This is a genomic window from Clavibacter sp. CT19 (assembly GCF_027858075.1).
Classification (GTDB): domain Bacteria; phylum Actinomycetota; class Actinomycetes; order Actinomycetales; family Microbacteriaceae; genus Clavibacter; species Clavibacter tessellarius_A.
Map to the genome: position 1 here is coordinate 91677 of NZ_JAQHYR010000001.1, position 24683 is coordinate 116359.

Annotated in this window: 21 protein-coding genes and 1 riboswitch; of the genes, 5 read left to right on the plus strand and 16 right to left on the minus strand. The window is 74.8% G+C overall.

From position 1 onward, the window contains the following. Positions 1 to 83: 83 nt before the first annotated feature. The 5 genes from PED38_RS00395 (at position 84) to PED38_RS00415 (ending at position 6331) form a co-directional block, all read left to right on the plus strand. Positions 84 to 1352 (plus strand): extracellular solute-binding protein, encoded by a 1269-nt coding sequence (locus PED38_RS00395; RefSeq protein ID WP_270979061.1) that lies wholly within the window; start codon positions 84 to 86, stop codon positions 1350 to 1352. A 3-nt stretch (positions 1353 to 1355) separates the two neighbouring features. After that, positions 1356 to 2297, plus strand: a complete 942-nt coding sequence (locus PED38_RS00400; protein WP_107490193.1) for a carbohydrate ABC transporter permease — start codon at positions 1356 to 1358, stop codon at positions 2295 to 2297. An 11-nt stretch (positions 2298 to 2308) separates the two neighbouring features. Continuing rightward, on the plus strand, positions 2309 to 3220 hold the full coding sequence (locus PED38_RS00405) for a carbohydrate ABC transporter permease (RefSeq protein ID WP_270979063.1): 912 nt from the start codon (positions 2309 to 2311) through the stop codon (positions 3218 to 3220). A 32-nt stretch (positions 3221 to 3252) separates the two neighbouring features. Continuing rightward, a complete protein-coding gene (locus PED38_RS00410; protein ID WP_270979064.1) occupies positions 3253 to 5106 on the plus strand; it encodes a glycoside hydrolase family 3 protein in 1854 nt (617 codons plus the stop codon). Positions 5107 to 5194: 88 nt separating this feature from the next. Beyond that, a complete protein-coding gene (locus PED38_RS00415) occupies positions 5195 to 6331 on the plus strand; it encodes a LacI family DNA-binding transcriptional regulator (protein ID WP_270979065.1) in 1137 nt (378 codons plus the stop codon). A 128-nt stretch (positions 6332 to 6459) separates the two neighbouring features. On the opposite strand, the gene PED38_RS00420 is transcribed toward PED38_RS00415, so the two are convergent. The 16 genes from PED38_RS00420 to PED38_RS00495 form a co-directional block, all read right to left on the minus strand. Beyond that, entirely contained in the window at positions 6460 to 7014 is a 555-nt protein-coding gene (locus PED38_RS00420; protein ID WP_270979067.1) for an MOSC domain-containing protein, read from the minus strand. A 175-nt stretch (positions 7015 to 7189) separates the two neighbouring features. Further along, on the minus strand, positions 7190 to 8596 hold the full coding sequence (locus PED38_RS00425; RefSeq protein ID WP_063072051.1) for an MFS transporter: 1407 nt from the start codon (positions 8594 to 8596) through the stop codon (positions 7190 to 7192). A gap of 105 nt (positions 8597 to 8701) precedes the next feature. Then, the gene (locus PED38_RS00430) at positions 8702 to 10117 is read right to left on the minus strand and encodes an MFS transporter (RefSeq protein ID WP_063072052.1); all 1416 of its coding nucleotides are present in this window, start codon (positions 10115 to 10117) and stop codon (positions 8702 to 8704) included. Between the two features lie 129 nt (positions 10118 to 10246). Beyond that, positions 10247 to 12061: an ABC transporter permease subunit gene (locus PED38_RS00435; RefSeq protein ID WP_270979069.1), complete on the minus strand. Its 1815-nt coding sequence runs from the start codon at positions 12059 to 12061 to the stop codon at positions 10247 to 10249. Further along, positions 12061 to 13629, minus strand: a complete 1569-nt coding sequence (locus PED38_RS00440) for an ABC transporter substrate-binding protein (protein WP_063072065.1) — start codon at positions 13627 to 13629, stop codon at positions 12061 to 12063. Before PED38_RS00440 ends, PED38_RS00435 begins: the two co-directional genes overlap by 1 nt. Further along, positions 13619 to 15070: an MFS transporter gene (locus PED38_RS00445; protein WP_270979070.1), complete on the minus strand. Its 1452-nt coding sequence runs from the start codon at positions 15068 to 15070 to the stop codon at positions 13619 to 13621. The genes PED38_RS00440 and PED38_RS00445 overlap by 11 nt, the downstream gene beginning before the upstream one ends. Next, entirely contained in the window at positions 15067 to 15906 is an 840-nt protein-coding gene (locus tag PED38_RS00450) for an ABC transporter ATP-binding protein (protein ID WP_270979071.1), read from the minus strand. The genes PED38_RS00445 and PED38_RS00450 overlap by 4 nt, the downstream gene beginning before the upstream one ends. Further along, positions 15903 to 16796 carry an ATP-binding cassette domain-containing protein gene (locus tag PED38_RS00455; protein ID WP_270979073.1) on the minus strand — a complete coding sequence of 298 codons (894 nt, stop codon included), beginning with the start codon at positions 16794 to 16796 and terminating at the stop codon, positions 15903 to 15905. Before PED38_RS00455 ends, PED38_RS00450 begins: the two co-directional genes overlap by 4 nt. 95 nt (positions 16797 to 16891) lie before the next feature. After that, on the minus strand, positions 16892 to 17374 hold the full coding sequence (ribH, locus tag PED38_RS00460; protein WP_270979075.1) for a 6,7-dimethyl-8-ribityllumazine synthase: 483 nt from the start codon (positions 17372 to 17374) through the stop codon (positions 16892 to 16894). Then, complete coding sequence (gene ribA, locus PED38_RS00465) at positions 17371 to 18729, minus strand: GTP cyclohydrolase II (RefSeq protein WP_270979077.1); 1359 nt, start codon at positions 18727 to 18729, stop codon at positions 17371 to 17373. The genes ribH and ribA overlap by 4 nt, the downstream gene beginning before the upstream one ends. After that, positions 18726 to 19382, minus strand: a complete 657-nt coding sequence (locus PED38_RS00470) for a riboflavin synthase (protein WP_270979078.1) — start codon at positions 19380 to 19382, stop codon at positions 18726 to 18728. The genes ribA and PED38_RS00470 overlap by 4 nt, the downstream gene beginning before the upstream one ends. Further along, the gene (ribD, locus tag PED38_RS00475; protein ID WP_270979079.1) at positions 19382 to 20461 is read right to left on the minus strand and encodes a bifunctional diaminohydroxyphosphoribosylaminopyrimidine deaminase/5-amino-6-(5-phosphoribosylamino)uracil reductase RibD; all 1080 of its coding nucleotides are present in this window, start codon (positions 20459 to 20461) and stop codon (positions 19382 to 19384) included. The genes PED38_RS00470 and ribD overlap by 1 nt, the downstream gene beginning before the upstream one ends. 70 nt (positions 20462 to 20531) lie before the next feature. Further along, positions 20532 to 20675, minus strand: a riboswitch (FMN riboswitch). A gap of 94 nt (positions 20676 to 20769) precedes the next feature. Next, the gene (locus tag PED38_RS00480; protein ID WP_270979081.1) at positions 20770 to 21591 is read right to left on the minus strand and encodes an HAD family hydrolase; all 822 of its coding nucleotides are present in this window, start codon (positions 21589 to 21591) and stop codon (positions 20770 to 20772) included. Then, a complete protein-coding gene (gene trpS, locus PED38_RS00485) occupies positions 21588 to 22598 on the minus strand; it encodes a tryptophan--tRNA ligase (RefSeq protein WP_270979083.1) in 1011 nt (336 codons plus the stop codon). Before trpS ends, PED38_RS00480 begins: the two co-directional genes overlap by 4 nt. Positions 22599 to 22666: 68 nt before the next feature. Continuing rightward, entirely contained in the window at positions 22667 to 23512 is an 846-nt protein-coding gene (locus tag PED38_RS00490) for an exodeoxyribonuclease III (RefSeq protein WP_063071668.1), read from the minus strand. Positions 23513 to 23522: 10 nt separating this feature from the next. Next, positions 23523 to 24650: a YihY/virulence factor BrkB family protein gene (locus PED38_RS00495; RefSeq protein ID WP_063071669.1), complete on the minus strand. Its 1128-nt coding sequence runs from the start codon at positions 24648 to 24650 to the stop codon at positions 23523 to 23525. Positions 24651 to 24683: the final 33 nt, after the last annotated feature.

Here is a 24683-nt window from a genome sequence, read left to right on the forward strand (position 1 = left end):
GAGATGCTCGACGCGTTGCGCTTCTTATGCGCATAAGTAGATCACCGGCTCGCGACGCGGGCGCTTCGTTCAAGGAGGAACACGTGAAGACATCCATGCGTCTCGGCGCGGTCGCGACCGTGCTGGCGGCCACCGTCGCGCTGACCGGCTGCGGCCGGTCCGCCGACGAGGGCTCGGGCGCCGCGGCCGCGACGACCCTCGGCTCCGCGCCCGCCACCGGCAAGGTCACGATGTGGGCGATGGGCGCCGAGGGCGAGGCCCTGCCCGCGTTCCTCAAGACCTTCGAGGACGCCAACCCGGGCGTCGAGGTCGACGTCACCGCGATCCCGTGGGACGCGGCGCACAACAAGATCCAGACGGCGATCGCCGGCGGCACGACGCCCGACATCGCCATGATGGGCACGACGTGGATGGCCGACTTCGCCGACGCCCTCACCACCGTGCCGACCGACGTCGACGCGAGCGGCGCCTTCCCGGGATCCCTCGCCACGAACACCGTCAAGGACCGCGCCGCGGGCATCCCCTGGTACGTCGACACCCGCGTGCTCTACTACCGCACCGACCTCGCGGCGAAGGCCGGCTGGACGAAGGCCCCCACCACCTGGGACGAGCTGAAGCAGATGGCGTCCGACATGCAGACGAAGGCGGGCGCTAAGCACGGCATCCGCCTCCCCGCCGGCAACGACGCCTTCCAGGGCACGCTCTGGATGCCGTGGTCGAACGGCGCCGAGATCGCCGACGGTGCGAAGTGGACCCTCGACACCCCCCAGATGCGCGAGGCGTACGAGTACTACGGCAGCTTCTTCGCCGACGGCATCGCCGACCCCGACGTCGACGTGTCCTCGGGCGCGCAGGAGTCGTCGTTCGTCGACGGATCCACCCCCATGCTCATCGAGGGCCCCTTCGAGATCGGCCAGCTGAAGAGCGTCGGCGGCGCGGACTTCGCCTCGAAGTTCACCACCGCGGTGCTGCCGTCCCAGGAGACCTCGGCGTCGTTCAGCGGCGGCGCCAACCTCGTCGTGTTCGACCAGGCGAAGAACCAGGACGCCGCGTGGAAGCTCGCCCGCTGGCTCGGCCAGCCCGAGACGCAGGCGGCCTGGTACGCGGCCACGGGCGACCTGCCCGCGCAGCAGTCCGCGTGGCAGGACCCGGCGCTCCAGGGCGACCCCACCCTCGCCGCGTTCGGCGAGCAGCTGAAGACGGCCAAGTCGGTGCCGGTGAGCACGAACTGGGTCAAGGTGGGATCCGCCGCGGACTCCGCGCTCGAGCGCATCCGCCGCGGCACCGCCAGCGTGCCCGACGCGCTCGCGAAGCTGCAGTCGGACGCCGACTCCATCGGCTCGGCGGAGTAGCCGTTGGCCATCACCGTCACGCGTGCGGCCGGGACCCGTCCCGGCCGCACCCGGTCCCCGCTCGTCGCCCGGCAGCGCCGTCGTCAGGCGCTCGTCGCCTGGGGCTTCTGCCTCCCGTTCGTGGCCGTGTTCGCGGTCTTCATGCTCGTGCCGCTCGTCAGCTCGTTCGCGATGTCGTTCACCGACTTCCGGGCGACCGACATCCGCTCGCCGTTCGCGATCGACTTCGTCGGCCTCGACCAGTACGCGAAGCTCTTCACGGACGCCACGTTCCTCCGCTCCATCGGGGTCACGGCCTTCTTCGTGGTCGTCGGGATCCCGGTGACGATGGTCATCGCGCTCGCGCTGGCCCTCGCGCTCAACTCGGGACGCGGCCGCATCGTCTCGTTCTTCCGGGTCGGGTTCTACGCGCCGGTCGTGACGAGCATCGTCGCGGTGTCGGTCGTGTGGCGCTACATCCTGCTGCCGGACGGGCTGCTCAACACAGCGCTCGCGGGCATCGGGATCACCGGCCCCAACTGGCTCAGCGACACCACGTGGGCGCTGCCCTCGCTCGTCGTGATGGCGGTGTGGCGGAACGTCGGCACGCTCATGATCATCTTCCTGGCCGGCCTCCAGGCCGTGCCCGAGGAGGTGCAGGAGGCGGCCGTGATGGACGGCGCGAGCCCGTGGCGCCGCCTCATCTCCGTCACGCTGCCGCTGCTCCGCCCGACGCTGCTGCTCGGGTCCGTGCTCATCTCGGTCGGCTTCCTGCAGTTCTTCGAGGAGGCGTTCGTGATGACCCGCGGCGGCCCCCTCGACTCCACGCTGTCCGTCGCGTACTACACGTACCGGCAGTTCGGCTTCGGCGAGTACGGCCTCGCCTCCGCGGCGAGCTACGTCCTCTTCCTCGCCATCGCCCTGCTCAGCCTGCTGCAGTTCCGGCTGCTGCGGTCGAAGGACTGAAAGGCCCGCGCATGACCACCACCGCATCCGCCCCCGCCGCCGCGCCCGTCGTCGCCGACGCCGCGACCGGCACCCCGCCCCGCCGCCCCCGGCGCCGCACCGACCGCGGGCGCCGCGCCCGCGCGATCCTCTACCTCGTCCTCGCCGCCGCGCTCTGCGTCTGGCTCGTCCCGTTCGTCTGGATGGCGCTCGGCAGCGTGAAGACGCAGGGCGAGATCCTGCAGCGCCCGCCCACGTGGTGGCCCGCCGATCCCGTCGCCGACAACTTCGCGCAGTGGTTCGGCCCGCTGCACTTCGGCACGTTCTTCTCCAACAGCCTCGTCGTCGCGCTCATCACGGTGCTCGGCAACCTCGTGTTCTGCTCGATGGTCGGCTACGCGCTCGCGAAGATGGAGTTCCCCGGCAAGCGGATCCTGTTCCTCACCGTGATGGTGACGCTCATGGTGCCGGGCGTCGTCACGTTCGTGCCGCTGTTCGTCATGGTCTCGGGGCTCGGCCTCGTGAACACGTACGCGGCGCTCATCCTCCCGTTCATCACGGCGCCCATCGGGGTGTTCCTCATGCGGCAGTTCATGCTCGGGATCCCCGAGGCGCTCATCGAGGCCGCCCGGCTCGACGGCGCGGGCGAGTTCCGCATCTTCGCCCGCATCGTGATGCCGCTGTGCGGGCCGCCGCTCGCGACCCTCGGCATCCTCACGTTCCTCGCCTCGTGGAACAACTTCCTCTGGCCGCTCGTCGCGGCGCAGAGCGAGCAGATGTACACGCTGCCCATCGCGCTGTCGCTGTACTCGACCGGGCAGAACGCGACCGACTACGGCCTGCTGCTCGCGGGATCCGTGCTCGTGATCGCGCCGATCCTCGCCCTGTTCGTGGTGCTGCAGCGCCACTTCATCCAGGGCGTCGCGACCGCCGGCCTCAAGTGACCCCCTCCCGCCTCCGACCGATGGAGACCCCCATGCCCCGCACGCAGCTCACCGCCCCCGACGGCACGCCGTTCCGCGACCTCGACGGCGACGGGGTGATGGCGCCCTACGAGGATCCGCGCCGGAGCCCCGAGGAGCGCACGGCCGACCTGGTGGGGCGCCTGAGCCTCGCCGAGAAGGCCGGCCTCATGTTCCAGACGGTGATCGAGGTCGGCGCCGACGGCGAGCTGAAGGAGGAGCCGGGCGCGATCTCCAAGTCCGGCACCACCGAGGTCGTGGTCGGCAAGGGCATGAACCACTTCAACGTGCACGAGATCCGCACCGCCCGGCAGGCGGCGCGCTGGAGCAACCGGCTGCAGGAGCTGGCGGAGTCGACGCCGCACGGCATCCCGGTGACCATCAGCACGGATCCGCGGCACGCCTTCGTCGAGAACGTCGGCGTCGCGTTCTCGGCGGGCCCGTTCTCGCAGTGGCCGGAGGCGCTGGGGCTCGCCGCGCTCGACGACGTCGACGCCATCCGCGCGTTCGCCGAGACCGCGCGGCAGGAGTACGTCGCGGTGGGGATCCGGGCGGCGCTGCACCCGCAGATCGACCTCGCCACCGAGCCGCGCTGGGGGCGCCAGGCGCAGTCGCTCGGGCACGACGCCGACCGGGTGGCCGAGTTCACGGCCGCGTACATCCGCGGCTTCCAGGGCGAGGAGCTCGGATCCGCGAGCGTCGCCTGCACCACCAAGCACTTCCCGGGCGGCGGACCGCAGAAGGACGGCGAGGACGCGCACTTCCCCTACGGCCGCGAGCAGGTCTACCCGGGCGGCATGTTCGACTACCACCTGCGCCCCTTCCGCGAGGCGATCGCCCGCGGCACGGCCGCGATGATGCCCTACTACGGCATGCCCGAGGGGCTCGTGCGCGACGGCGAGGAGATCGAGCCCGTGGGCTTCGGGTTCAACCGGCAGGTCATCACGGGGATCCTCCGCGAGGAGCTCGGCTACGACGGCGTCGTGGTCACCGACTGGGAGCTCGTGAACGACAACCACGTGGGCGACCAGGTGCTCCCGGCGCGCGCCTGGGGCGTCGAGGAGCTGACGCCGCACGAGCGGATGCAGCGCATCATCGACGCCGGCTGCGACCAGTTCGGCGGCGAGGAGTGCGTGGACGTGCTGCTCGACCTCGTCGCGGACGGCCGGGTGACGGAGGCGCGCATCGACGAGTCGGTGCGGCGCCTGCTGCTCGTGAAGTTCCGCCTCGGGCTCTTCGACGACCCGTTCGTGGACGAGGACCAGGCCGAGCGCATCGTCGGCCGGGCCGACTTCCGCGAGCTCGGCTTCCGCGCGCAGGCCGCGTCCGTCACGGTGCTCGAGAACCGGGAGGTGGAGGGGCGCCCGGTGCTCCCGCTCCCGGTGGACGGGCCCCGGCTGCGCGTGCACGTCGAGGGCATGCGGCCGGAGGCGCTCGACGGCTGGGCGGATGCGGCGGCCGGTCCCGAGGACGCCGACCTCGCGATCGTGCGGCTCGGCGCGCCCTTCGAGCCGCGCTCCGACCTCTTCCTCGAGGCGTGGTTCCACCAGGGGTCGCTCGACTTCCCACCCGGGCTCGTGCACCGGCTGCGGCGCATCGCCGACCGCTGCCCGCTCGTGGTGGTGGTGGACCTCGATCGGCCGGCGATCATGACGCCGCTCGTGCCGTTCGTCTCCGCGCTCGCCGTGGCCTACGGCAGCTCGGACGCGGCCGTCGTCGCGGCGCTCACCGGACGCATCGCGCCCGAGGGGCGGCTGCCGGTGGAGATCCCGCGGTCGATGGACGCGGTGCGCGCCTCGCGCGCGGACGTGCCCTCCGACTCCGGGGACCCCGTCTACCCGCTGCACCACGGCATCCGCATCCTCTGATCCCGACGGACGGGCGCGGCGATCCGGGCGGTCCGGTTCGCCCGCCTCCGTCGCGCTCGCCTACGCTTCCAGGAGAGAGGACGGTCGCATGAGCCCCCGGCGCCCCACGGTCTACGACGTCGCGGAACGCGCGAAGGTGTCCATCGCGACCGTATCGTTCGCCTTCAGTCGGCCCGACCAGATCAGCGTCGCCACGCGCGAGCGCGTGCTCGAGACGGCGCGCGAGATCGGCTACGTGCCGAGCGCGTCCGCCCGGGGACTCGCCCGGGGCCGCACGGGCGCGCTGGGGCTGCACTCCTTCGACCTCCTCATCGACCGGCCGCTGCAGCGCGAGCCCGCGACGCCGGCGGCCGACGACGCGCCGGCCGCGCGGGAGCCGTTCGCGCCCGGCCGCACCTTCATCCCCTGGGACGAGGCGGGCGAGATCGCGGCGGATCCCCGGGCCTTCCCGCTCTACGTCGACGAGGTCCGGCGCGGCTTCGAGCTCGAGTGCCGCGCGCACGACCGGCCCGTGATGCTCAGCCGCGGGAGCGACACCACCACCGCGGTCGCGGAGTCGGCCGGCCGCGTCGACGGCCTCGCGATCTTCCCCGGCCCGTCGGCGGCCGCGTCGCTGAAGCGGGTCTCGCTCCGCATGCCGATCGTGCTGTTCAGCTACCCGCCGGCCGACGACGGCCACCACCGGGTCACGTCCGACAACGCCGGGGGAGCGCGCGAGCTGGTGCGCCACCTGGTCGTCGATCACGGCATCACGGACACCGGCTTCGTGGGCGCCACGAGCGTCGGCGACTACCGGGAGCGGTTCGAGGGCTACCGGGAGGCGCTCGCGGAGCACGGGATCGAAGCGCCGGCCGAGGTTCTCGACGACACCGTGCTCGGCGAGGGATCCGGGTTCGCCGGGGTGGTCGCCGCCCTCCGCGCGGGCCGCCTGCCGCGCGCGCTCGTGTGCGCCAGCGACCAGCTCGCGCTCGCCCTCGTCGACCTGCTGCGGGCGGAGGGCGTGGCCGTGCCGGGCGACGTGGTCGTCACCGGCTTCGACGGGATCCTCGCGGGGCTGCTCTCCTCGCCGCGGCTCACGACGGTGCGGCAGCCGATGGAGGCGATGGGGCGCGCGGCCGCCCGGATCCTCATCGACACGACGAGCGCTCCCAACGCGTCCGATCCCGTCGCGCTGCGCCTCGGCACGAAGCTCGTGGTGCGCGAGAGCTGCGGCTGCCGGGGCTGACGCACCCGTGGCGACCGTGGATGTCCGCGCCCCGACGCCGTCCGCGCCGCGGGACGACGCCTGACCCGGGTCCGTCGGCCGCCGTCGACGCGGGGCGCCCGCGACCGCGGCACGGTCGGCGCCCGCGTTCAGACGGGCCGCAGCGCCCGGTGCTCGCCCGCGGGCAGCTCGACGCGCACGGCGTCGTGGGGGAGGACCTCGCCGCCGGTGACCACGACCGCCATCACACCGGACTTCCGCACGACGTTCCCGTCGGCGTCGCGCCCGAGGACGGCCTTCATCGTGCCCCCTCCGAGCCCGTCGATCTGGATGCAGGGGTTCCGGAGGCCCGTGACCTCCACCACCGCCTCGGCGCCCAGGTGCAGGCGCGTGCCGAGGGGCAGGTCGAGCAGCGGGACGCCCGCCGTGGTCACGTTCTCGCCGAGGTCGCCCGGCGCGACCGCGAAGCCCTGCTCGGCGAGCTCCGCGTGCAGCTCGGAGTGGACGAGGTGCACCTGGCGGAGGTTCGGCGCGTCCGGGTCGCGGCGCTTCCGCGAGAGGTGCTGCACCGTGGTGCCGGCGTGCGCGTCGCCCTCCACGCCGAGGCCGGCGAGGAGCGTGATCGAGGGGCGGAGGGGCTTGGAGAAGCGGTGCTGGTCGTCGCGCGCGACGGCGACGACCCGGGGCACGGGGGACGGCTGCATGGGAGCGACGATATCGGCGCGGCGCGGATCCGGCGAGCCCGGTCGCGGGATCCGCCCGCGCGGGGCTCCCGCGGGGGCGCGCGGCCCGCTGGGTTCCGAGGCGGGGCGGAGGCGATCCGTCGGGCCTGATGAGCCCGTCGGTCCGCCTCCGCCCGCGTGGGTGGAACGCCTCCGGTCAGACCGCGTGGGCTCCGGCCGCAGGGCGCGTCTCGCCGTGCTCGCGCAGCACGAGGAGGGCCACGAACGAGATGGCCGAGGCGATGCTGAGGTAGACGCCGACGAGCATGACGCCGCCGCCTCCGACATCCCACAGCCAGGTGGCGATGAAGGGCGCCACGGCGCCGCCGACGATGCCCGCGAGGCTGAACGCGAGGGACGCGCCCGTGTAGCGGACGTCGGTGGCGAACATGGCCGGCAGCAGGGATCCGACCGCACCGTAGGCGAGGCCGATGAGCACGAACCCGAGGATGACGAACGTGAGCGTGCCCGGCAGGCCCGCGGCGAGCAGCGGATCCATCAGGAGGCCGAACACGACCATGCCGAGCGCGCTCCGGAGGACGACCGGGCGCGCGCCCATGCGCCCGGCGAGGACGCCGGAGACCACGATGGCGGCCGCGAAGAACACGACGCCCACGAGGAGCATGAGCAGGAAGTCGGTGCGCGCGAAGCCGAGGCCCGCGTGGAACGTGGACGCGTCGAACGGCTTGCCCGCCTTGGTGGCGGCGGCCTCCGCGGCCTCGGCCGTGAGCGGTGACGTGGCGTAGGTGACCGCGAACGTGGTCATCAGGTAGAACAGCGTGAACGTGGCGAGCAGGGCGAACGCCCCGAGGAGCAGCCCGCGCCAGCCCGTGCGGATGGTGCGACCGAGCGGCAGCCTGGAGGTCTCGCCGCGGTCGAGCACGGACTGGAACTCGGGCGCCTCGACGAGCTTGACGCGCACGTAGAGGCCCACGAGCACGAGGACCGCGCTCGCGATGAACGGGACGCGCCAGCCCCAGGCCTGGAGGTCGGCCGGGGAGAGCGTGAGCGACAGCACGAGGAACAGGCCGTTCGCGAGGATGAAGCCGACGGGCGCGCCGAGCTGCGGGAACGTGCCGAAGATGGCGCGCTTGCCCACCGGCGCGTTCTCGGTGGCGAGGAGCGCGGCACCGCCCCACTCGCCGCCGAGGCCGAGGCCCTGGACGAAGCGGAGCACCGCGAGGGCCGCGGGGGCCGCGATCTCCCAGCCCGGCGTGAGGCCGCTCGGGAGGCACCCGATGAGCACGGTCGCGATGCCCATGGTGAGCAGCGACGCGACGAGCGTGCGGGTGCGGCCGAAGCGGTCGCCGAAGTGGCCGAAGAGCACGGACCCGATGGGCCGGGCGAAGAAGGCGACGCCGAACACGGCGAGCGACTGCAGCTGCGCGACCGTGGGGTCGGCGTTCGCGAAGAACAGCGCGGGGAACACGAGCACGGCGGCGGTCGCGTAGACGTAGAAGTCGAAGAACTCGATGGAGGTGCCGACGAGGCTCGCGACCAGCACGCGCGAGCGCGGGTTGACGGGGGCGGCGAGGGGCGGGGCGGTGGCAGGGGCAGCGGACATGGCGGTGGCTTCCGTCGGTAGGGGCGGGGAGACGCCACGGATCGTGGCGCGCCGACGGTACCGGTGCTCCCCGCCCCTCCGTGCGGACGGTTCACATGACCGGAGTCAACTGACGTTCCCCGCGTAGTCGGCGTCGCGCGTCTCGCGGCTGATGACGAGCGCCACGAGGGTGATCGCCGCCATCGCGCTGAGGTACACGCCGACGAGCAGCACGTTCCCGTCGAGCAGCTGCCAGAGCGCCACGGCGATGAAGGGCGCGACCGCGGCGCCGAGGATGCTCGCGACGTTGTAGCTGATCGCGGATCCCGTGTAGCGCACGTTCGTCGGGAAGAGCTCCGGCAGCACCGCGCCCATCGGGCCGAAGGTGAGGCCCATGAGGGTGAAGCCGATGATGAGCAGCGCCATGGTGCCGACGAAGCCGCCCGCGAACAGCGGCACGAAGAGCAGGCCGAACACGAGGATCCCGAGGGTCGTCGCGATGAGCATCTTGCGGCGGCCGTACCTCTCCGCGAGCGGACCCGAGACCATCGTGAAGACCCCGAAGAACACGACGCCCACGATGAGCATGAGCAGGAAGTCGTTGCGCGCGTAGCCGAGGCCCGCGGCGAACGTGTCGGCGTTGAAGGGCTTGCCGGCGGCGGTCGCGGCAGCCTCGGCGGTGGCCGCGTCGCGCGCGGTGGTGCCGTAGGTGAGGGTGAACGTCGTCATCAGGTAGAAGAGCGTGTACGTCGCCAGCATGATGAAGGTGCCGAGGATCAGCGGGCGCCAGCTCGTGACGAACACGCGCGCGACGGGCAGCTTGGCGACCTCGCCGGAGTCGACGACCTTCTGGAACGCCGGCGTCTCGATGAGCTTGAGGCGCACGTAGAGGCCCACGATCACGAGCACGGCGCTCGCGAGGAACGGCACGCGCCAGCCCCACGACTGGAACTGCTCGGGGGTGAGTCCGAGGCTCAGCGCGAGGAACACCCCGTTGGCGACGATGAAGCCGATGGGCGCGCCGAGCTGCGGGAACGTGCCGTAGATGGCGCGCTTCCCTGCGGGCGCGTTCTCGGTCGCGAGCAGCGCGGCGCCGCTCCACTCGCCGCCGAGGCCGAGGCCCTGGCCGAAGCGCATGATCACGAGGAGCGCGGGCGCCGCGACCTCCCAGCCGGGCGTGAGCGCGGTGGGCAGGCAGCCGATCAGCACGGTCGCGATGCCCATGGTGAGCAGCGACGCGACGAGCGTGCCCTTCCGGCCGATGCGGTCGCCGAAGTGGCCGAAGAGGATGGATCCGATGGGCCGGGCGATGAACGCGACGCCGAACACGGCGAACGACGCGAGCTGCGCGACGGTCGGGTCGTCGTTCGCGAAGAAGAGCGCGGGGAAGACGAGCACGGCGGCGGTCGCGTAGACGTAGAAGTCGTAGAACTCGATCGACGTGCCGATGAGGCTCGCGATGATGACGCGCGAGCGCGAGTTCCCGGCGGGCGGGGTGGATGCGGTGGTGGCGGCGGTGCGGGCCGCGGGGGTCGTGGACATGCGGGGAGACGGCTTTCGGCTGATGCGGCGTGAGCGGCGGGGGCGCGCGGAGGGGGCGGGCGCGCCGGTCGGGCGCGGGCGCCGGGTGCGGCGGAGTCGAGGGGGCCACTCGTGATGGCGGTGCTGAGTTTACGCCCCTGAGGAGATCCTGTGCGCGGGACCCTCGGCCGGGGCGGCGTCGGCCGGGCGCGCGTCCGCCGCGGATCCGCGCCGCCGCCGCACGAGCCCCGACAGGTCGTGCGCCGAGAGCGACACCGCGAGCACCGAGGCGAGCACCAGGGCGAGGGCGGGCGCGCCGACCGCCCACGGGGCGCGCTCGGCGTAGGCGCTGCCCTCGCTGAGGATGAGGCCCCACTCGGGCGTCGGCCGGTCGGCGCCGAGGCCGAGGAAGCCGAGCGCGGCGAGCGTCAGGGCGATGCCGGGCAGGCGCAGCATCGCGTTCCGCACGACCGGGCCGACGACCGCGGGGAGGAGGTGGCCGAGGAGGATCCGCGCGCGTCCCACCCCGAGCAGCGGCAGGATCCGCACGTGCGGCTGCGCCCGCGCCTCCGTCATGAGCGCGCCGGCGTGCGCGGCGAGCGGCGCCCAGCTCACGGCCGCGACGGCGACGGCGGCGCCCCAGGTCGACGGCCCCTGGATCGCCGTGACGACGATGCCGGCGAGGATCGGCGGCGCGGCGTTCGCGACCTCGACGGGGCCCGTCGCCGCATGCGGCAGCAGCCCGAGCAGGAGGCCGATCGCGCAGCACGCGATCACCACGAGGAGCGCGGTGCCGAGCGTCGTGATCGCGCCGTGGCCGACGCGGCCGAGGAGGTCGCGGCCGCTCGCGTCGGCGCCGAACGGCAGCGCCCAGGACGGCGGCGCGAGGCGGCCGGACGCGGTGGCGTACGGATCCCGCGCGAGGCCCGCGACCACGACGAGCGCGAGGAGCGCCGCGGCGACGGCCGGGACCACGGCGTCGCGCCGACGGGCGGGGACGCGTGCGTCGGGGACGGGCAGGGAGCCGAGCCGGAGCGCGGGGCCGAGGAGCGCGCGCCGGAGGAGGCCCGCGAGGACGCCCGCCGCGACGGCGACCACGAGGAGCGCGAGCACGCCGGCCTGGAGCGCCGGCACGTCCTGGCTGCTCGCGGCGCCGAGGGTCGCGCGGCCGATGCCGGGGATCGCGAACACCTGCTCGACCGCGACGGCCCCGCCGGTGAGGCCCACGAGCACGAGCCCGACCTGGCCGAGCACCGACGGGAGCGCGCGGCGCAGCACCGCGAGGGTCGTGCGCGCGGGGGAGATGCCCGCCATGGCCCACGTGGCGACCCAGCGCTCGGCGGACGCGGCCTGGATCGCGTCGGCGACGAGCCGCCCGACGAGCCCGCCGCCGGGGATCCCGAGGGCGAGCGCCGGGAGCACCGCGTTCGCCGGACCGTCCCAGCCGGAGGGCGGCGCGGCGCGCAGCCACACGGCCACGACCACGAGCAGCGCGGTCGCGAGGAGGAACTCGGGCAGCGCGGTGAGGGCGGCGGCCACGGCCCCGGATCCGCGGGCGCGGCGGCCGCGCGTCGCGGCGAGGAGCGCGGGCGCGCACACGAGCGCCGCGATCCCGAGCACCACGGCGATCGCGAACGCCATGAGCGTGAGGGAGACGCCGAGCGCGTCGAGGGTGCCGGGCAGGACCGGGCGGCCGGAGATCCACGACGTGCCGAGGTCGCCGCGCGCGACGCCCGCGAGCCAGTCGAGCGAGACCCGGAGCGGCCCGCGGTCGAGCCCGAGCTCGGCGCGGATCGACGCGAGGGCCTCCGGGGTGGCCTCGAGGTCGGCGTAGCGCGCGCGGAGGACCGTGTACTCCGGCGAGCGCCCGGAGAGCCACGGCAGCGCGCCGACGAGCGCCACGACGCCGCCGACGGCGACGACCCGGGACGCCCCGACGACGATCCGCTCGCGCGCCGCGCCCATCAGCCGTCGACGCGCGTGTCGGCGGTGATGAGCGCACGCTCGCGGGGATCGCGGACCGCGCCCGTCACCCCGGCGGCCTCGCCCTGGATCACGCGCTCGTGCAGCAGCGGCACGGCGGCGTCGTCGGCGAGCACGAGCGCCTCGACGCGCATGATCGCGGCCCGGCGGTCGGCGCCCGCCGGCAGCGCGGACGCGGCCGTGAGCGCCTGGTCGACCGCGGGGTCGCACTCCTGCGAGATGTTGAACGAGCCGGCGCACGCGAAGTCGCTGTAGAGGTACGCCGCGGGGTCGCCCGAGTCGAGCACGGTGGCGCGCGACAGGATGAAGGCGTCGAACTTCCCGGCCAGCGCGTCGGCCTCGATGTACTGGTACTCGCGCACGTCCTGCGTCACCCGGAAGCCGGCCGCCTCGAGCTGCTGCTCGAGCTGCACGGCGACCTCGGGGAGCTCGGCCCGATCGGTGAACGTGCCGAGGGTGATGGGCACGCCGTCGACCTTCGCGGGGGTCGCGCGGCCCGCGAGGGCGTCGCGGTAGGAGGCGCCGTCACGGAGGTCGGCGGCCCACGGGAGCGCCGGGCCGAGGAGCCCGGAAGCCTCGTCGGCGCGGCCCTCGTAGACGCTCGAGACGAGGGCGGCGCGGTCGACGGCGGCCTCGGCGGCGGCCCGCACGGCCGGATCCTGGAACGGGCCCGTCTTGGTGTTCAGGTACAGGGTGTTCGTGCGCGGCATGGGGACCTCGTGGATGAGCGCGGGATCCACCTGCGCGGCCTGGCCGACCGGGATCGCCTCGACCACGTCGGCGGTGCCCGTGCGGAGGGCGGCGGCGCGCGCGGTGCCGTCGGGCACGAAGCGCACGTCGATGCCGGGCGCCGCCGCGCGGCCGCCCCAGTAGTCGTCGAACCGGTCGAGCGTGGCCGACGAGGTGCCGTCGACCGCGGTGAGCCGGAACGGGCCCGTGCCGGTGCCGACGGGCGAGACGGTCCCGTCGGCCGCATACGCGGAGGCCGCGAGGATCGCCAGCTGCGGGCTGGAGAGGCGCTGCGGCAGGAGCGGGTCGGCGGTCGCGGTGCGGACGACGAGCCGGTCGCCGTCCGCGGTCGCGGTGAGGTCGACGCCGTCGAGGATTCGCGGCTTCGGGCTCGCCTTCGCCGCGGCCGTGAGGGAGGCCGCGGCCTGCGCGGCCGTCAGGGTCGTGCCGTCGTGGAAGGGCACGTCGGGGCGGATGGCGAAGGTCCAGGTGCGGTCGTCGACGCGCGTCCACGCGGTGGCGAGCTGCGGCTGGGCCTCGCCGAGGTCGTCGAGGGTCACGAGCGTCTCGGCCGTGCTCCAGCGCGACAGCTTGAAGGCGTCGTCGCTGAGGGGGGTGAGGCCCGAGCGCGGCGGCTGCAGCATCGCGAGGCGGATGCGGCCGTCGCCGCCCGCGGATCCGTCGGCGGAGGACCCGGGGCTCGCGGCGAAGCAGCCGCTGAGGGCGAGCGTCGAGGCGGCGGCGAGCGCGAGGAGGCCGACGGAGCGGGCGCGGCGGCGGGAGCGGGCGGAGCGGATGGAGCGGGGGCGGCTAGCGGGCATGGGGTCCTTCGGCGGGGATGCGCTGTGCATCGGCGGGGTGGTGCGGGATGGTCGGCGGAAGGGGGCGCTCGGGCCCGGGGGCGACGTCGGGCGAGGCGGGGGAGGCGGGGGTCGCCGGTGCCGTGGCGGACGCGACGGGGTTCGCCGGGGCGGCCGCGGCCGTGGCGCCGCGCGAGGCCACCGGCGCGCCCGCCGGCAGGAGCCGCGGCAGGCCGATCGCGGCCACGACGGGCAGCGCCGCGAGGATCCCCCAGGCCGCCGCGGGCGCGACGTCGAGCAGGGATCCGACCACGCCGCCGGCCACGAGCACGGCGACGCCGCCGCAGCTCGCGAGCAGGCCGTAGAAGGACGCGGTGGGGCGGCCCGCCGCGAACGACGGGACGAGCTCCATGGTCACCGGTCCCGCGGTCATGTGCCCGAGCGTGAGGCACACGACGAGCGCGGCGGCGGGCAGCAGCTCGGCCCCGGCGGGCGGCGGCACGAGCGATCCGAGGGCGAGCGCCGCGAACCCGGTCGCGGTGGTGCCGAAGCCGAGCGCGAGGGCACGGCCGGGCCCGAGCCGCTTCGCGAGGAGCGCGACGGGCCACTGCAGCGTGATGGTGAGGAGCGAGACGGCCAGGAAGGCGGATCCGACCGCCGCGGTGCCGGCGCCCGCCCGCGCGAGCTCGAGCGGCAGGCCGAGGTAGAGCTGGTTGTAGGCGACGAGGTCCACCGCGAAGAGCGCGGAGAACGCGAGGAAGCGGCGGTCGCGCACGGCCGCCCAGCGGTCGGGGCGCGGAGCGGGGGCGGCGTGCGGCCCGGTGCCGGCGACCGGGGCGGATCCCGTCGACCGGTCGGCCGTGCCCGCCGGCCGCGCCGCCTCCGTCGGGATCACGCACCAGAGCGCCACCCCCACCGCCGCGAACAGGCCCGCTCCCACGAGCACCGTGGTCGAGAAGCCGAACCCGAGGAGCGCGGCGCCCGCGAGCGGTCCCACGGCCGCGCCGACCTCGCCCACCAGCACGAGCGCCGCGAACAGCGACGGCCGTCCGGCGGATCGGCGGTCGCGCCCGCGCACGTCGGCGGCCGCGACGAGGCTCTGCAGCGCCGGGCTGAAGAAGGCGCCGCCGAACCCGGTGAGGATCGCGCCGGCGAGGAAGCCCGGCAGGTCCGCCGCGAGCGCGAGCCCGAGGTAGCCGGAGACGCGCACGACGCAGCCCGCGGCGATGAGCGTCCGCGGGCCGAAGCGGTCGGCGAGCATCCCGCCGAGGAGGAACAGGCCCTGCTGGCTGAAGGTGCGGGCGCCGAGCACGAGGCCGATCGCGAGGGCGCCGAGCCCCAGGTCGTCGCGCATCACCACGGCGAGGAAGGGGACGACGGCGTAGAAGCCGAGGTTGAAGACGAGCTGGCTGGAGAGCAGCACGGCGGCGTGGGGTGCGCCGACGCGGTGGGGCGCGGTCATGCGGTGAGCGCTCCCGGCAGCCGCGGGACGGCGTCGGCGAGCTCGCGCGTGGCCGGATGCGCGGGGGCGGCGAGGAGGCGCGCGGTCGGCCCCTCCTCCACGATGCGCCCGCCCGCGAGCACGACGCTCCGGCCGCACAGCCGGGCGACCGCGTCGAGGTCGTGCGACACGAGCACCAGCCCGATGCCCCGCTCCCGCACGAGGCCGTCGAGCAGCTCGATGATGCGGTCGCGCAGCGGCAGGTCGACGCCGCTCACGGGCTCGTCGGCGAGGAGGATCCCGGGAGAGGTCGCGATGGCCCGCGCGAGCGCGACGCGCTGGGCCTGCCCGCCGGAGAGCTCGGCGGGGCGCCGCCCGGCGAGCGACGCCGAGAGGCCCACGTCGTCGAGGGCGCGGGCGACGATCGCGGCGTGGTCGCCGGCCACGTCGAGGCGGCGGAGCGGCTCGCGGATCAGCTGCCGCACGGTCATGCGCGGCTCGAGGCTCGCGCCCGGATCCTGCGGCACGGCCTGCACGCGCCGCCGGTACCAGCGGAGGGCGGATGCGCGGCCGGGCAGCACCGGCCGGTCGCCGAGGGCGACGCGGCCCGCGGCGGGCGTCTCGAGCGCGAGGAGGACCCGCAGCAGCGTCGACTTGCCGGATCCGGACCGGCCCACCACGCCGACCGTCTCGCCGGGCGCGACGCGGAACGACACGTCGTCGAGGGCGGGGGCGGGCGCGGCGCCGCCGGATGCCCGGGCGGCGCGCGCGGCCCGGCGCGCGGCGGGGTCGCGCCGGGGCGGGTACCGCAGCGTGATCCCGGTGGCGGTCAGCGCGTCCGTCAGCGCGTCCGTCATCGCGCCGCCGCCGTGCCGAGCGCCGCCGCCGCGCCGAGCGGGGCTGCCACCGCGGAGCGCTCGGTCGTCGCCCGCGCATCGCCGAGCGGAGCGGCACCGGCGGGCGCCCGTCGGGAGGCGGCCGCCACGAGCGCGCGGCTGTAGGCGTGCCGCGGGCGCCGCACGAGGTCGCGCATCGTCGCGGCCTCGACCACACGCCCGGCCTCGAGCACGACCACCCGGTCGCACAGCGCCGCCGCCACGGCGAGGTCGTGCGTGATGAACAGGAGCGCCTGGCCGGTCGCGTCGAGGCGGCGGCGGATGACGTCGACCACCCGGGCCTGCGTCACCACGTCGAGCGCGGTGGTGGGCTCGTCGGCGAGGAGGAGGTCGGCCCCGCAGCAGAGCGCGAGGGCGAGGCACACGCGCTGGCGCTGGCCGCCCGAGAGCTCGGCGGCGAAGGCGGGGAGGGCCCCCGCGGGATCCTCCAGCCCCACCTCGTCGAGGAGGGCCAGGACCTCGCGGCGGGCGTCCGCGCGGGTGAGGAGCCCGGCGTCGGCGGCGGATCCGCGCGCCCGCGCCGCCCGCAGCGCCGCGACGAGCTGCGCGCCGACGGGGACGAGCGGGTTCAGCGCGGCGAGGGAGTCCTGCTGCACGGCGGCGACGCGGCCGAGGCGCTGGCGCGGCGACGCGGGCCGCATCGCACGGCCGCCGAGCTCGACGACGCCGTCGACCGCGGATCCGGAGGGCAGCGTCCCGAGCACGGCCTGCGCCGTGAGCGACTTGCCCGAGCCGGACGCGCCGACGAGCGCCACCCGCTCGCCCGCGCCGACGCGGAGGTCGACGTCGTGCACGAGCGGCGTGCGCCCGATCGAGATCGAGAGCGAGCGGACGTCGAGGGCGGGATGCACCGGGCCTCCGTCCAGGCGCCGTCGGACGTTCCGCGAGCGCTCCGTCCGACCCTACTGATACCCGTTCTCGATATCAAAACCGCGCGGACGGCAGGTCACGCCCCGCGGATCCCCCTCAGCAGCAGCGCTGTGGTCACCGCGGCCTCCGCCGCCTCGGCGCCCTTGTCCTCCTTCGAACCCGGGAGCCCGGCGCGGTCGATGCCCTGCTGCTCGTCGTCGAGCGTGAGCAGCCCGAAGCCGATCGGCTTGCCCGTGAGGAGCGAGGCCTGCGTGAGACCGGAGGTCGCCGCGTCGGAGACGTACTCGAAGTGCGGGGTGCCGCCGCGGATGATGACGCCGAGTGCGACGACCGCGTCGGCCCCCGCATCGAGCGCCGCGCGCGCGACCACGGGCAGCTCGAAGCTGCCGGGCACGCGGATCACGGTGGTGGTGACGCCCGCCGCGTCGAGCACGCGCTGCGTGCCCGCGAGGAGGCCCGCGCTGATCTCCTCGTGCCAGCGTCCGGCGACGACGGTGACCTCCAGGCCCGTCCCGTCGAGCGCGGTGGGGTCGATGTCGGGTGCTCCGTGTCCGCTCATGCGGTCTCCTCCTCGGGAGTGGTGGTGGTGGTCGCGGCCGGTGCGGCCGTGGTGGTGGTCAGGCCGGCGGGCGCCTCGGCGTCCGGGTAGGCGTCCGGGCCGATGTGCATGTCCGTGTCGAGCACCATGCGGTGCCCCATCCGGTCGCGCTTGGTCTCCAGGTAGCCGGCGTTCACGTCGTTGACGCCGACCACGAGCGGCACGCGCTCGGTCACGCGGACGCCGTGCGCCTCCAGCTGCCGCACCTTCTCGGGGTTGTTCGTGAGCAGGCGCACGTCCTCAATCCCCATGTCCTGCAGGATCGCCGACGCCGCGCCGTAGTCGCGCGCGTCCGCCGGGAGCCCGAGGGCCACGTTGGCGTCGAGGGTGTCGAGGCCGTCCTCCTGCAGCCGGTAGGCGCGCAGCTTGTTGACGAGGCCGATGCCGCGCCCCTCGTGCCCGCGCAGGTACACGACGATGCCGCCCGTGCGGGCGATCTCGTCGAGCGCCGCGTCGAGCTGCGGGCCGCACTCGCACTTCAGGGATCCGAGGGCCTCGCCCGTGAGGCACTCCGAGTGCACGCGCACGAGGGTGCCGTGCGCGGTCGGGTCGCCGGAGACGACCGCCACGTGGTCGGCGCCCGTGGTGCGGTCGCGGTAGGCGCGCAGCCGGAACGTGCCGTGCGTCGTGGGCACCGTGGTCTCGACCTCGAAGATCACGCGCGACGCCTCGGGGATCTCCACGGCCGGCTCGAGCGGCCGGTCGCAGTGGAACTCCTCCAGGTGCGCGACGAGCGCCTCGATCGTGACGACCAGCACGCCCTCGCGCTCGCCGAGGGCGAGGAGGCCCGGCAGGCGCATCATCTCGCCGTCGTCCTGCACGATCTCGCTGATGGCGCCGACGGGCGTGAGGCCCGCGAGCGTGAGCAGGTCGACCGCCGCCTCGGTGTGGCCGTCGCGCTCGCGCACGCCGCCGTCCACCGCCCGCAGCGGCAGGATGTGCCCCGGCCGGTGCAGGCTCGTCGGCACGCTGTCGAGGTCGGCCAGCACGCGCAGGGTGTGGGCGCGGTCGGACGCGCTGATGCCCGTGGAGAGCCGGTCGGCCGCGTCCACCGAGACCGTGTACGCGGTGCCGCGCGGATCCCGGTTGTCGGCCACCATGAGCGGCAGCTCCAGCCGGTCCGCGATCTCGTTGGTCATGGGCGCGCAGATGAAGCCCGAGGAGTGCTTCACGAGCCAGGCCACCCACTCGGGCGAGGCGGACTCGGCGGCGAGCAGCACGTCGCCCTCGTTCTCGCGGCCCTCGTCGTCGACGACGATCACGGGACGGCCGGCGCGCAGCTCCTGCAACGCGGCGGGGATGGAGGCGAGGCTCACGAGCGGTCCCCCTCGGTGGCGGCGGGGGTGGCGGCGGCGCGCGCGCCCAGCGCGAGCATCCGTTGCACGTGGCGCGCGAGCACGTCGGTCTCCAGGTTGACCTCGTCGCCCACCTCCAGCGCGCCGAGCGTCGTGGCCGTGAGCGTCTCGGGGATGAGCGACACCTCGAACCAGGCGTCGGCGTCCGGGGTGTCGGTGGGGCTGACCGCGCTCACGGTGAGGCTCACGCCCTGCACGGTGATGGATCCGCGGTCGACCACGAGCGGCGCGAGCTCGGCGGGCAGCGAGAAGCGGAGGATCCGCCATGCCTCGCCCGGCGTGATCGCGACGAGGCGCCCGGTGCCGTCGACGTGGCCCTGCACGATGTGGCCGCCGAGCCGGTCGCCCACGCGCGCGGCGCGCTCCAGGTTCACGCGGTCGCCCACGCCGAGGCGCCCGAGCGAGCTCATCACGAGCGTCTGCCGCATGACGTCGGCGGTGAAGCCCTCCGCCGTCTGCTCCACGACCGTGAGGCACACGCCGTCGACGCTGATGGAGTCGCCGTGCCGGGCGTCGGACACCGTGAGCGGCGCCTCCACCGTGATCCGGGCGGAGTCGCCCTCGGCGTCGAGCGCGAGGACGCGTCCGCGCTCCTCGATGATCCCTGTGAACATCACTGGCCTTCCGTGGTGGGTCGCGCGATCACGAGGAGGTCGTCCCCGAGCCGCGTCGTGCTGATGAGGGTGAGTCGGTGGGCGGCCGGCATGCTCTCGACGCCGAGGTCGCCGGTCGCGGTGCGCGGGCCGCCGAGGAGGACGGGCGCGAGGTAGGCGACCACCTCGTCCACGAGCCCGGCGGACACGAGCGCGGAGACGATCGTGGGGCCGCCCTCCACGAACACGTGCCGGATCCCGCGTCGGCCGATCTCCGCGATCGCCGCGGCGGGGTCGTGTCCGGCGATGCGGATGAGCCGCCGCGGGTGGCGGTGCACGGCCGCGTGGTCCGGGATCGCGCGGTCGCCGAGCACGACGGGCGCGGGCTGGTGCGGGTACGGGATCCCGTCGGGCCGTCGGGCGGTGAGCGCCGGGTCGTCGGCGAGCACGGTGCCGGTGCCCACGAGGATCGCGTCGGCCTCCGCGCGGCGGCGGTGCACGTCCTCCCGGGCGGCGGGTCCGGTGATCCAGCGGCTCGTGCCGTCGGCGGCGGCGATGCGGCCGTCGAGGCTGGACGCCCACTTCGCCGTGACGAACGGGCGGCCGAGCCGGGCGGATCCGAGCCACACCCGCAGGAACGCCGTCGCCTCCTCGGCGAGCACGCCGGGTACGACCTCGACGCCCGCGGCGCGCAGGCGAGCCGCGCCGCCGGACGACTCGGCGCCCGGGTCGGCGACCGCGTAGGCCACGCGCGCGACGCCCGCCTCGATCAGGGCGGCGGCGCACGGCCCGGTGCGGCCGGTGTGGTTGCACGGCTCGAGCGTGACGACCGCGGTGGCCCCGCGCGCCCCGCCCGCGGGCAGCCGCCGGAGCGCGTCGACCTCGGCGTGCGCGGATCCGGCGCCGCGGTGGCGTCCCTCGGCGATGACGCGGCCGCGGGCGTCGAGGATCACGCAGCCGACGCGCGGGTTCGGTCCCCAGGCGGGACCCTCGGCGGCGAGCTCGAGGCCGCGGCGCATCGCGCGCGCGAGCGCGGGATCGCTCACCGCCTGCGCGTGCGGCACCGCCTGGGCGTGCGGTGCCGTCGGGTCGTCGTGCATGGTGTCCTCGTCCGTGGACGGACTCCGGGCGCGGTCGACGGACCTCGACGCCGGCAGTGTCGCTGGCGCCGCGTGCTGCCTCCCATCCGGACTCTCACCGTCGGTCCCGGATTCCCACCGGATCGGCGGACGAGGCTCCCGGGGACCCGGTCGCGCATCGTCCGTTCGCGGACTGTCACCGCCGGCTCGGATTTCCACCGACCCCGGAGCACGTGTATCCCTCGAGATTAGCCCACGGGGCGGGGAGGACCGCCGCCGATGACGGGATGCGTCGCGGAGCGGCTGTGCGGCGCGGGTGCGGGAGGGCGTCAGGCGCCGGCCAGCGCGTCCACGGCGTCGGCGAGCTGCCCGAGCGCGGTGATGCGCACGATGCCCGCGCGCTCCGCCCGCTCCTGGTCCTCCGGCGACACGTCGGGCCAGCCGCGCTCGGGGTCGCCCGCGGGGTCGCGCGCCGGATCCGTCGTGCCCGCGTCGGGGTCGAGCCAGACGGCGCCCGCGAGGCCCGCGTCGGCCGCGCCGAGCGCATCGGTGCGGAGCCGGTCGCCCACCATGACGACCTCGGCCGGATCCACGCCCGCCTCCTCGCACGCGAGCAGGAAGATGCGCGGATCCGGCTTCGTGAAGCCCAGGTCGCCCGAGCAGACGACGGGGGAGAGGCGGTCGGTGAGCCCGGCCGCGGCGATCTTCGGCTCCTGCTGGCTGCGCTCGCCGTTGGTCACGACGCCGAAGCGCACGCCCGGGTGCCGTCGCGCGATCTCGTCGAGCGCCTCGTGCGCGCCCGGGAGCGCCCGCCACGACGCCTCGTAGCCGGCGAGGTATCCGCCGAACCAGGCGTCCGTCGCGGCGTCGTCCTCCGCGAGGGCGTCGGCGTCAGCTGATCCGCGCGCGGCGAGGAACCCGCGCACGCGCGCCCGCCGCTGGCCCTGGTAGTCGAGCTCACCCGCGAGGTACCGGTGGTAGTGCTCCTCCTCGAGCGCGACCCAGAGCGCCACCGCCTCGTCGACCGCGACGGCGTCGGACGCGTCCAGCAGCCCCCGCGCGGCGAGGTGCGCGGCGATCCCGTCCGCCACGGCGCCGCGGTGGTCCACCAGCGTGTCGTCGAGGTCGAGCAGGACCAGCCGCAGGGTCATCGGGCGCGCCGCACCAGGCCGACGGCGTCGTAGACCCGGCTGAGCATCGCGTCCGCCCGCTCCTCGGCGCGCGCCGCGTTGCCGGCGAGCACGCGGTCGAGCTCCGCCGGGTCGTCCAGCAGCTCCAGCGTCCGGGCGCGGATCGGCTCGAAGACGCCCGTGACGACCTCGGCCACGTCCTTCTTCAGGTCGCCGTAGCCGCGGCCCGCGTAGCGCTCCTCGAGCGCCGCCACGGCCGTGCCCTCGAACGCCGACAGGATCGTCAGCAGGTTGGAGACGCCGGGCTTCTCGCCGCGGTCGAAGCGGATCTCGCGGCCCGTGTCGGTGACGGCCGAGCGGATCTTCTTGGCGGTCTTCGCGGGCTCGTCCAACATCCACACCACGCCCGCGTCGCTGGCGGACGACTTGCTCATCTTCGACGTCGGATCCTGCAGGTCGTAGATGCGGGCCGTGTCCTTCTGGATCATGGGCTCCGGGATCCGGAAGACGTCGCCGAACCGCCCGTTGAAGCGCTTCGCGAGGTCGCGGGTGAGCTCCACGTGCTGCTTCTGGTCGTCGCCGACGGGCACGACCTCGGTGCCGTAGAGCAGGATGTCGGCCGCCATGAGCGTCGGGTACGCGAACAGGCCGAGGGTCGTCGCGTCGGCGCCCTGCTTCTGCGACTTGTCCTTGAACTGGGTCATGCGGCTGGCCTCGCCGAAGCCGGTGAGCGTGTTGAGGATCCACGCCAGCTCGGTGTGCGCCGACACGTGCGATTGCACGAAGAGCGTCGAGACGGCCGGGTCGATGCCCGCCGCGATGTACTGCGCCGCCGTGCGCCGGGTGCTCGCGCGGAGCGCCGCGGGCTCCTGCGGGACGGTGATGGCGTGCAGGTCGACGACGCAGAACACGGCGTCGTGCGTGGTCTGCAGCTCCTTCCACTGGAGGAGCGCGCCGATGTAGTTGCCGATCTGCAGCGAGTCGGCGGACGGCTGCATGCCGGAGAAGAGGACGGGACGAGCGGTCATGGCGATGCCTTCGTTCGGGGAGCGCGAGGCGCTCGGGGCGCCGGATGCGGCGCGAGAGGGGAGGGGGATCAGATGGCGTAGTCGACGACGACGGGCGTGTGGTCCGACCATCGCTGGTCGTACGCCTCGGCGCGGTCGACCGCGTAGCCGGTGACCTTCGCGGCGAGGGCCGGGGTCGCGAGCTGGTAGTCGATGCGCCAGCCGGTGTCGTTGTCGAACGCCTTGCCGCGCCAGCTCCACCACGTGTAGGGGCCGTCGACCTCGCCGGCCTGCTGGCGGCCCACGTCGACCCAGCCGAGGCCGGGGCCGGTGGATCCGTCGACGCCCTGGACCTCCTCGCCGGCGGGCCCCAGGATCCGGTCGAGGTAGCCCCGCTCGCGCGGCAGGAACCCGGCGCGCTTCACGTTGCCCTTCCAGTTGCGGATGTCGAGCTCGCGGTGGCCGACGTTGAGGTCGCCCACGACGACGGCGAGCTCGGAGTGCCGCGCGATCTCGGGCAGGCGCCGCTCCATCCCGTCGAGGAACCTCCACTTCTCGTCCTGCTTCGGGGTGCCGACCTCGCCGGAGTGCACGTAGGCGCTCACGACCGTGACGATCGTGCCGTCCACGTCGTAGTCGGCCTCGAGCCAGCGGCCCGCGCTGTCGAAGTCCTCCTCGCCGATCGCGACGCGGTGGATCTCCGCGCGGCGGCGGCTCGCGATGGCGACGCCCGCGCGGCCCTTGGCGGTCGCGGCGTCGTGCAGCACGTTCCACTCGGGGCCGAGGAGGCCCTCGATGTCGCTCGTCTCGGCGCGGACCTCCTGGATGGCCAGGATGTCGACGTCGCGCGTGGCGAGCCAGTCGCCCATGCCCTTGCGGAACGCGGCCCGGATGCCGTTCGTGTTGATGGACGCGACGCGGAGGTTCGAGGGCATGGTCTCGATCCTAACGGCGGTGCTCGCCGCGCAGCCGGAGCAGGACCCGTCGCAGCCCGCGCGACCGGGCGTACCGCTCCCGGGCCCGTTCGCGCTCCTCCTCCTCGAGGATCCGGCGGGCCGCGTCGAGCTCCGCGAGCCGCTCCTCCTCCAGCTGCTCGGGCGTGAGGTCGCGCGCGTCGATGCCCTTGTCGGCCATGCCCACGGCGATCCACGACGCGCAGATCAGGATGACCTGGCAGATCAGGTTGAACCAGATCAGCAGGCCGATGATCACCGCGAACGACGCGAGCAGCGGGTTCCGGCTCGCCCCGCCGAGGAGCGCCGTGCCGAGCACCTTGAGGACGCCCATGGCGACGCCGCCGAGGAGCGCGCCCTGCAGGAGCTGCGGTCGCGGGATCCGGACGCCCGAGAGGATCCGGTAGGCGCCCGCCAGCACGGCCGTGTCGAGCGCGAGCACGAGCGCGAGGCCCACGGTGCGGCCGACGACGATCGCGAGCAGCGAGTCCTCGCGCACCTGCACGAGGCCGAAGACGAAGCCCAGGAGGCCCGTGCTCACGACCGACAGGGCGGCCGAGAGCAGCATCGCGAGCGCGAACACCAGGGCGAGCCCCAGGTCCTTCACCTTGAGGAGCAGGAAGAACGTGGTGGGCGGCGGCAGCTGGAAGATGCGGCGCACGGAGTCGCGCGTCGAGGCCAGCCAGCCGAGCGCGGTGACCAGTAGGCCGATGGAGCCGATGATCCCCGTCGTCCGCACCGCATCGGACGCGAGCAGCGCCTCCGGGTCCTTGATCGCCCCGCCCGGGCCGAACAACCCGGGCACCGCGCCCTGGATGAGCGTGAGCAGCGACTCGAGCAGCGCCGGGTTGCCCGCCAGCACGGATCCCGCGACCGAGAAGCCGACCGCGAGGGCCGCGAACACCGCGAAGACCGCCTGGTACGACATGCCGGCGGCGAGGATCGGCCCGCCCGCGGCCCCGTAGGCGAGGAACACCCGCACGGGCTTGAGCTCCATGACCCGGGCGATCAGTGCGGGGATGCCGGTGGGGGCCGGTCCGTCGGCGGACGGCGTCGCCCCCGTCGCGGGGGAGCCGGGTGCGGGGCGCTCGGGCCGTCCGCGGCCGTCGGGGGCGGTCATGCCCCGAGGATACGGGCCGCCGGGCCCCTGATA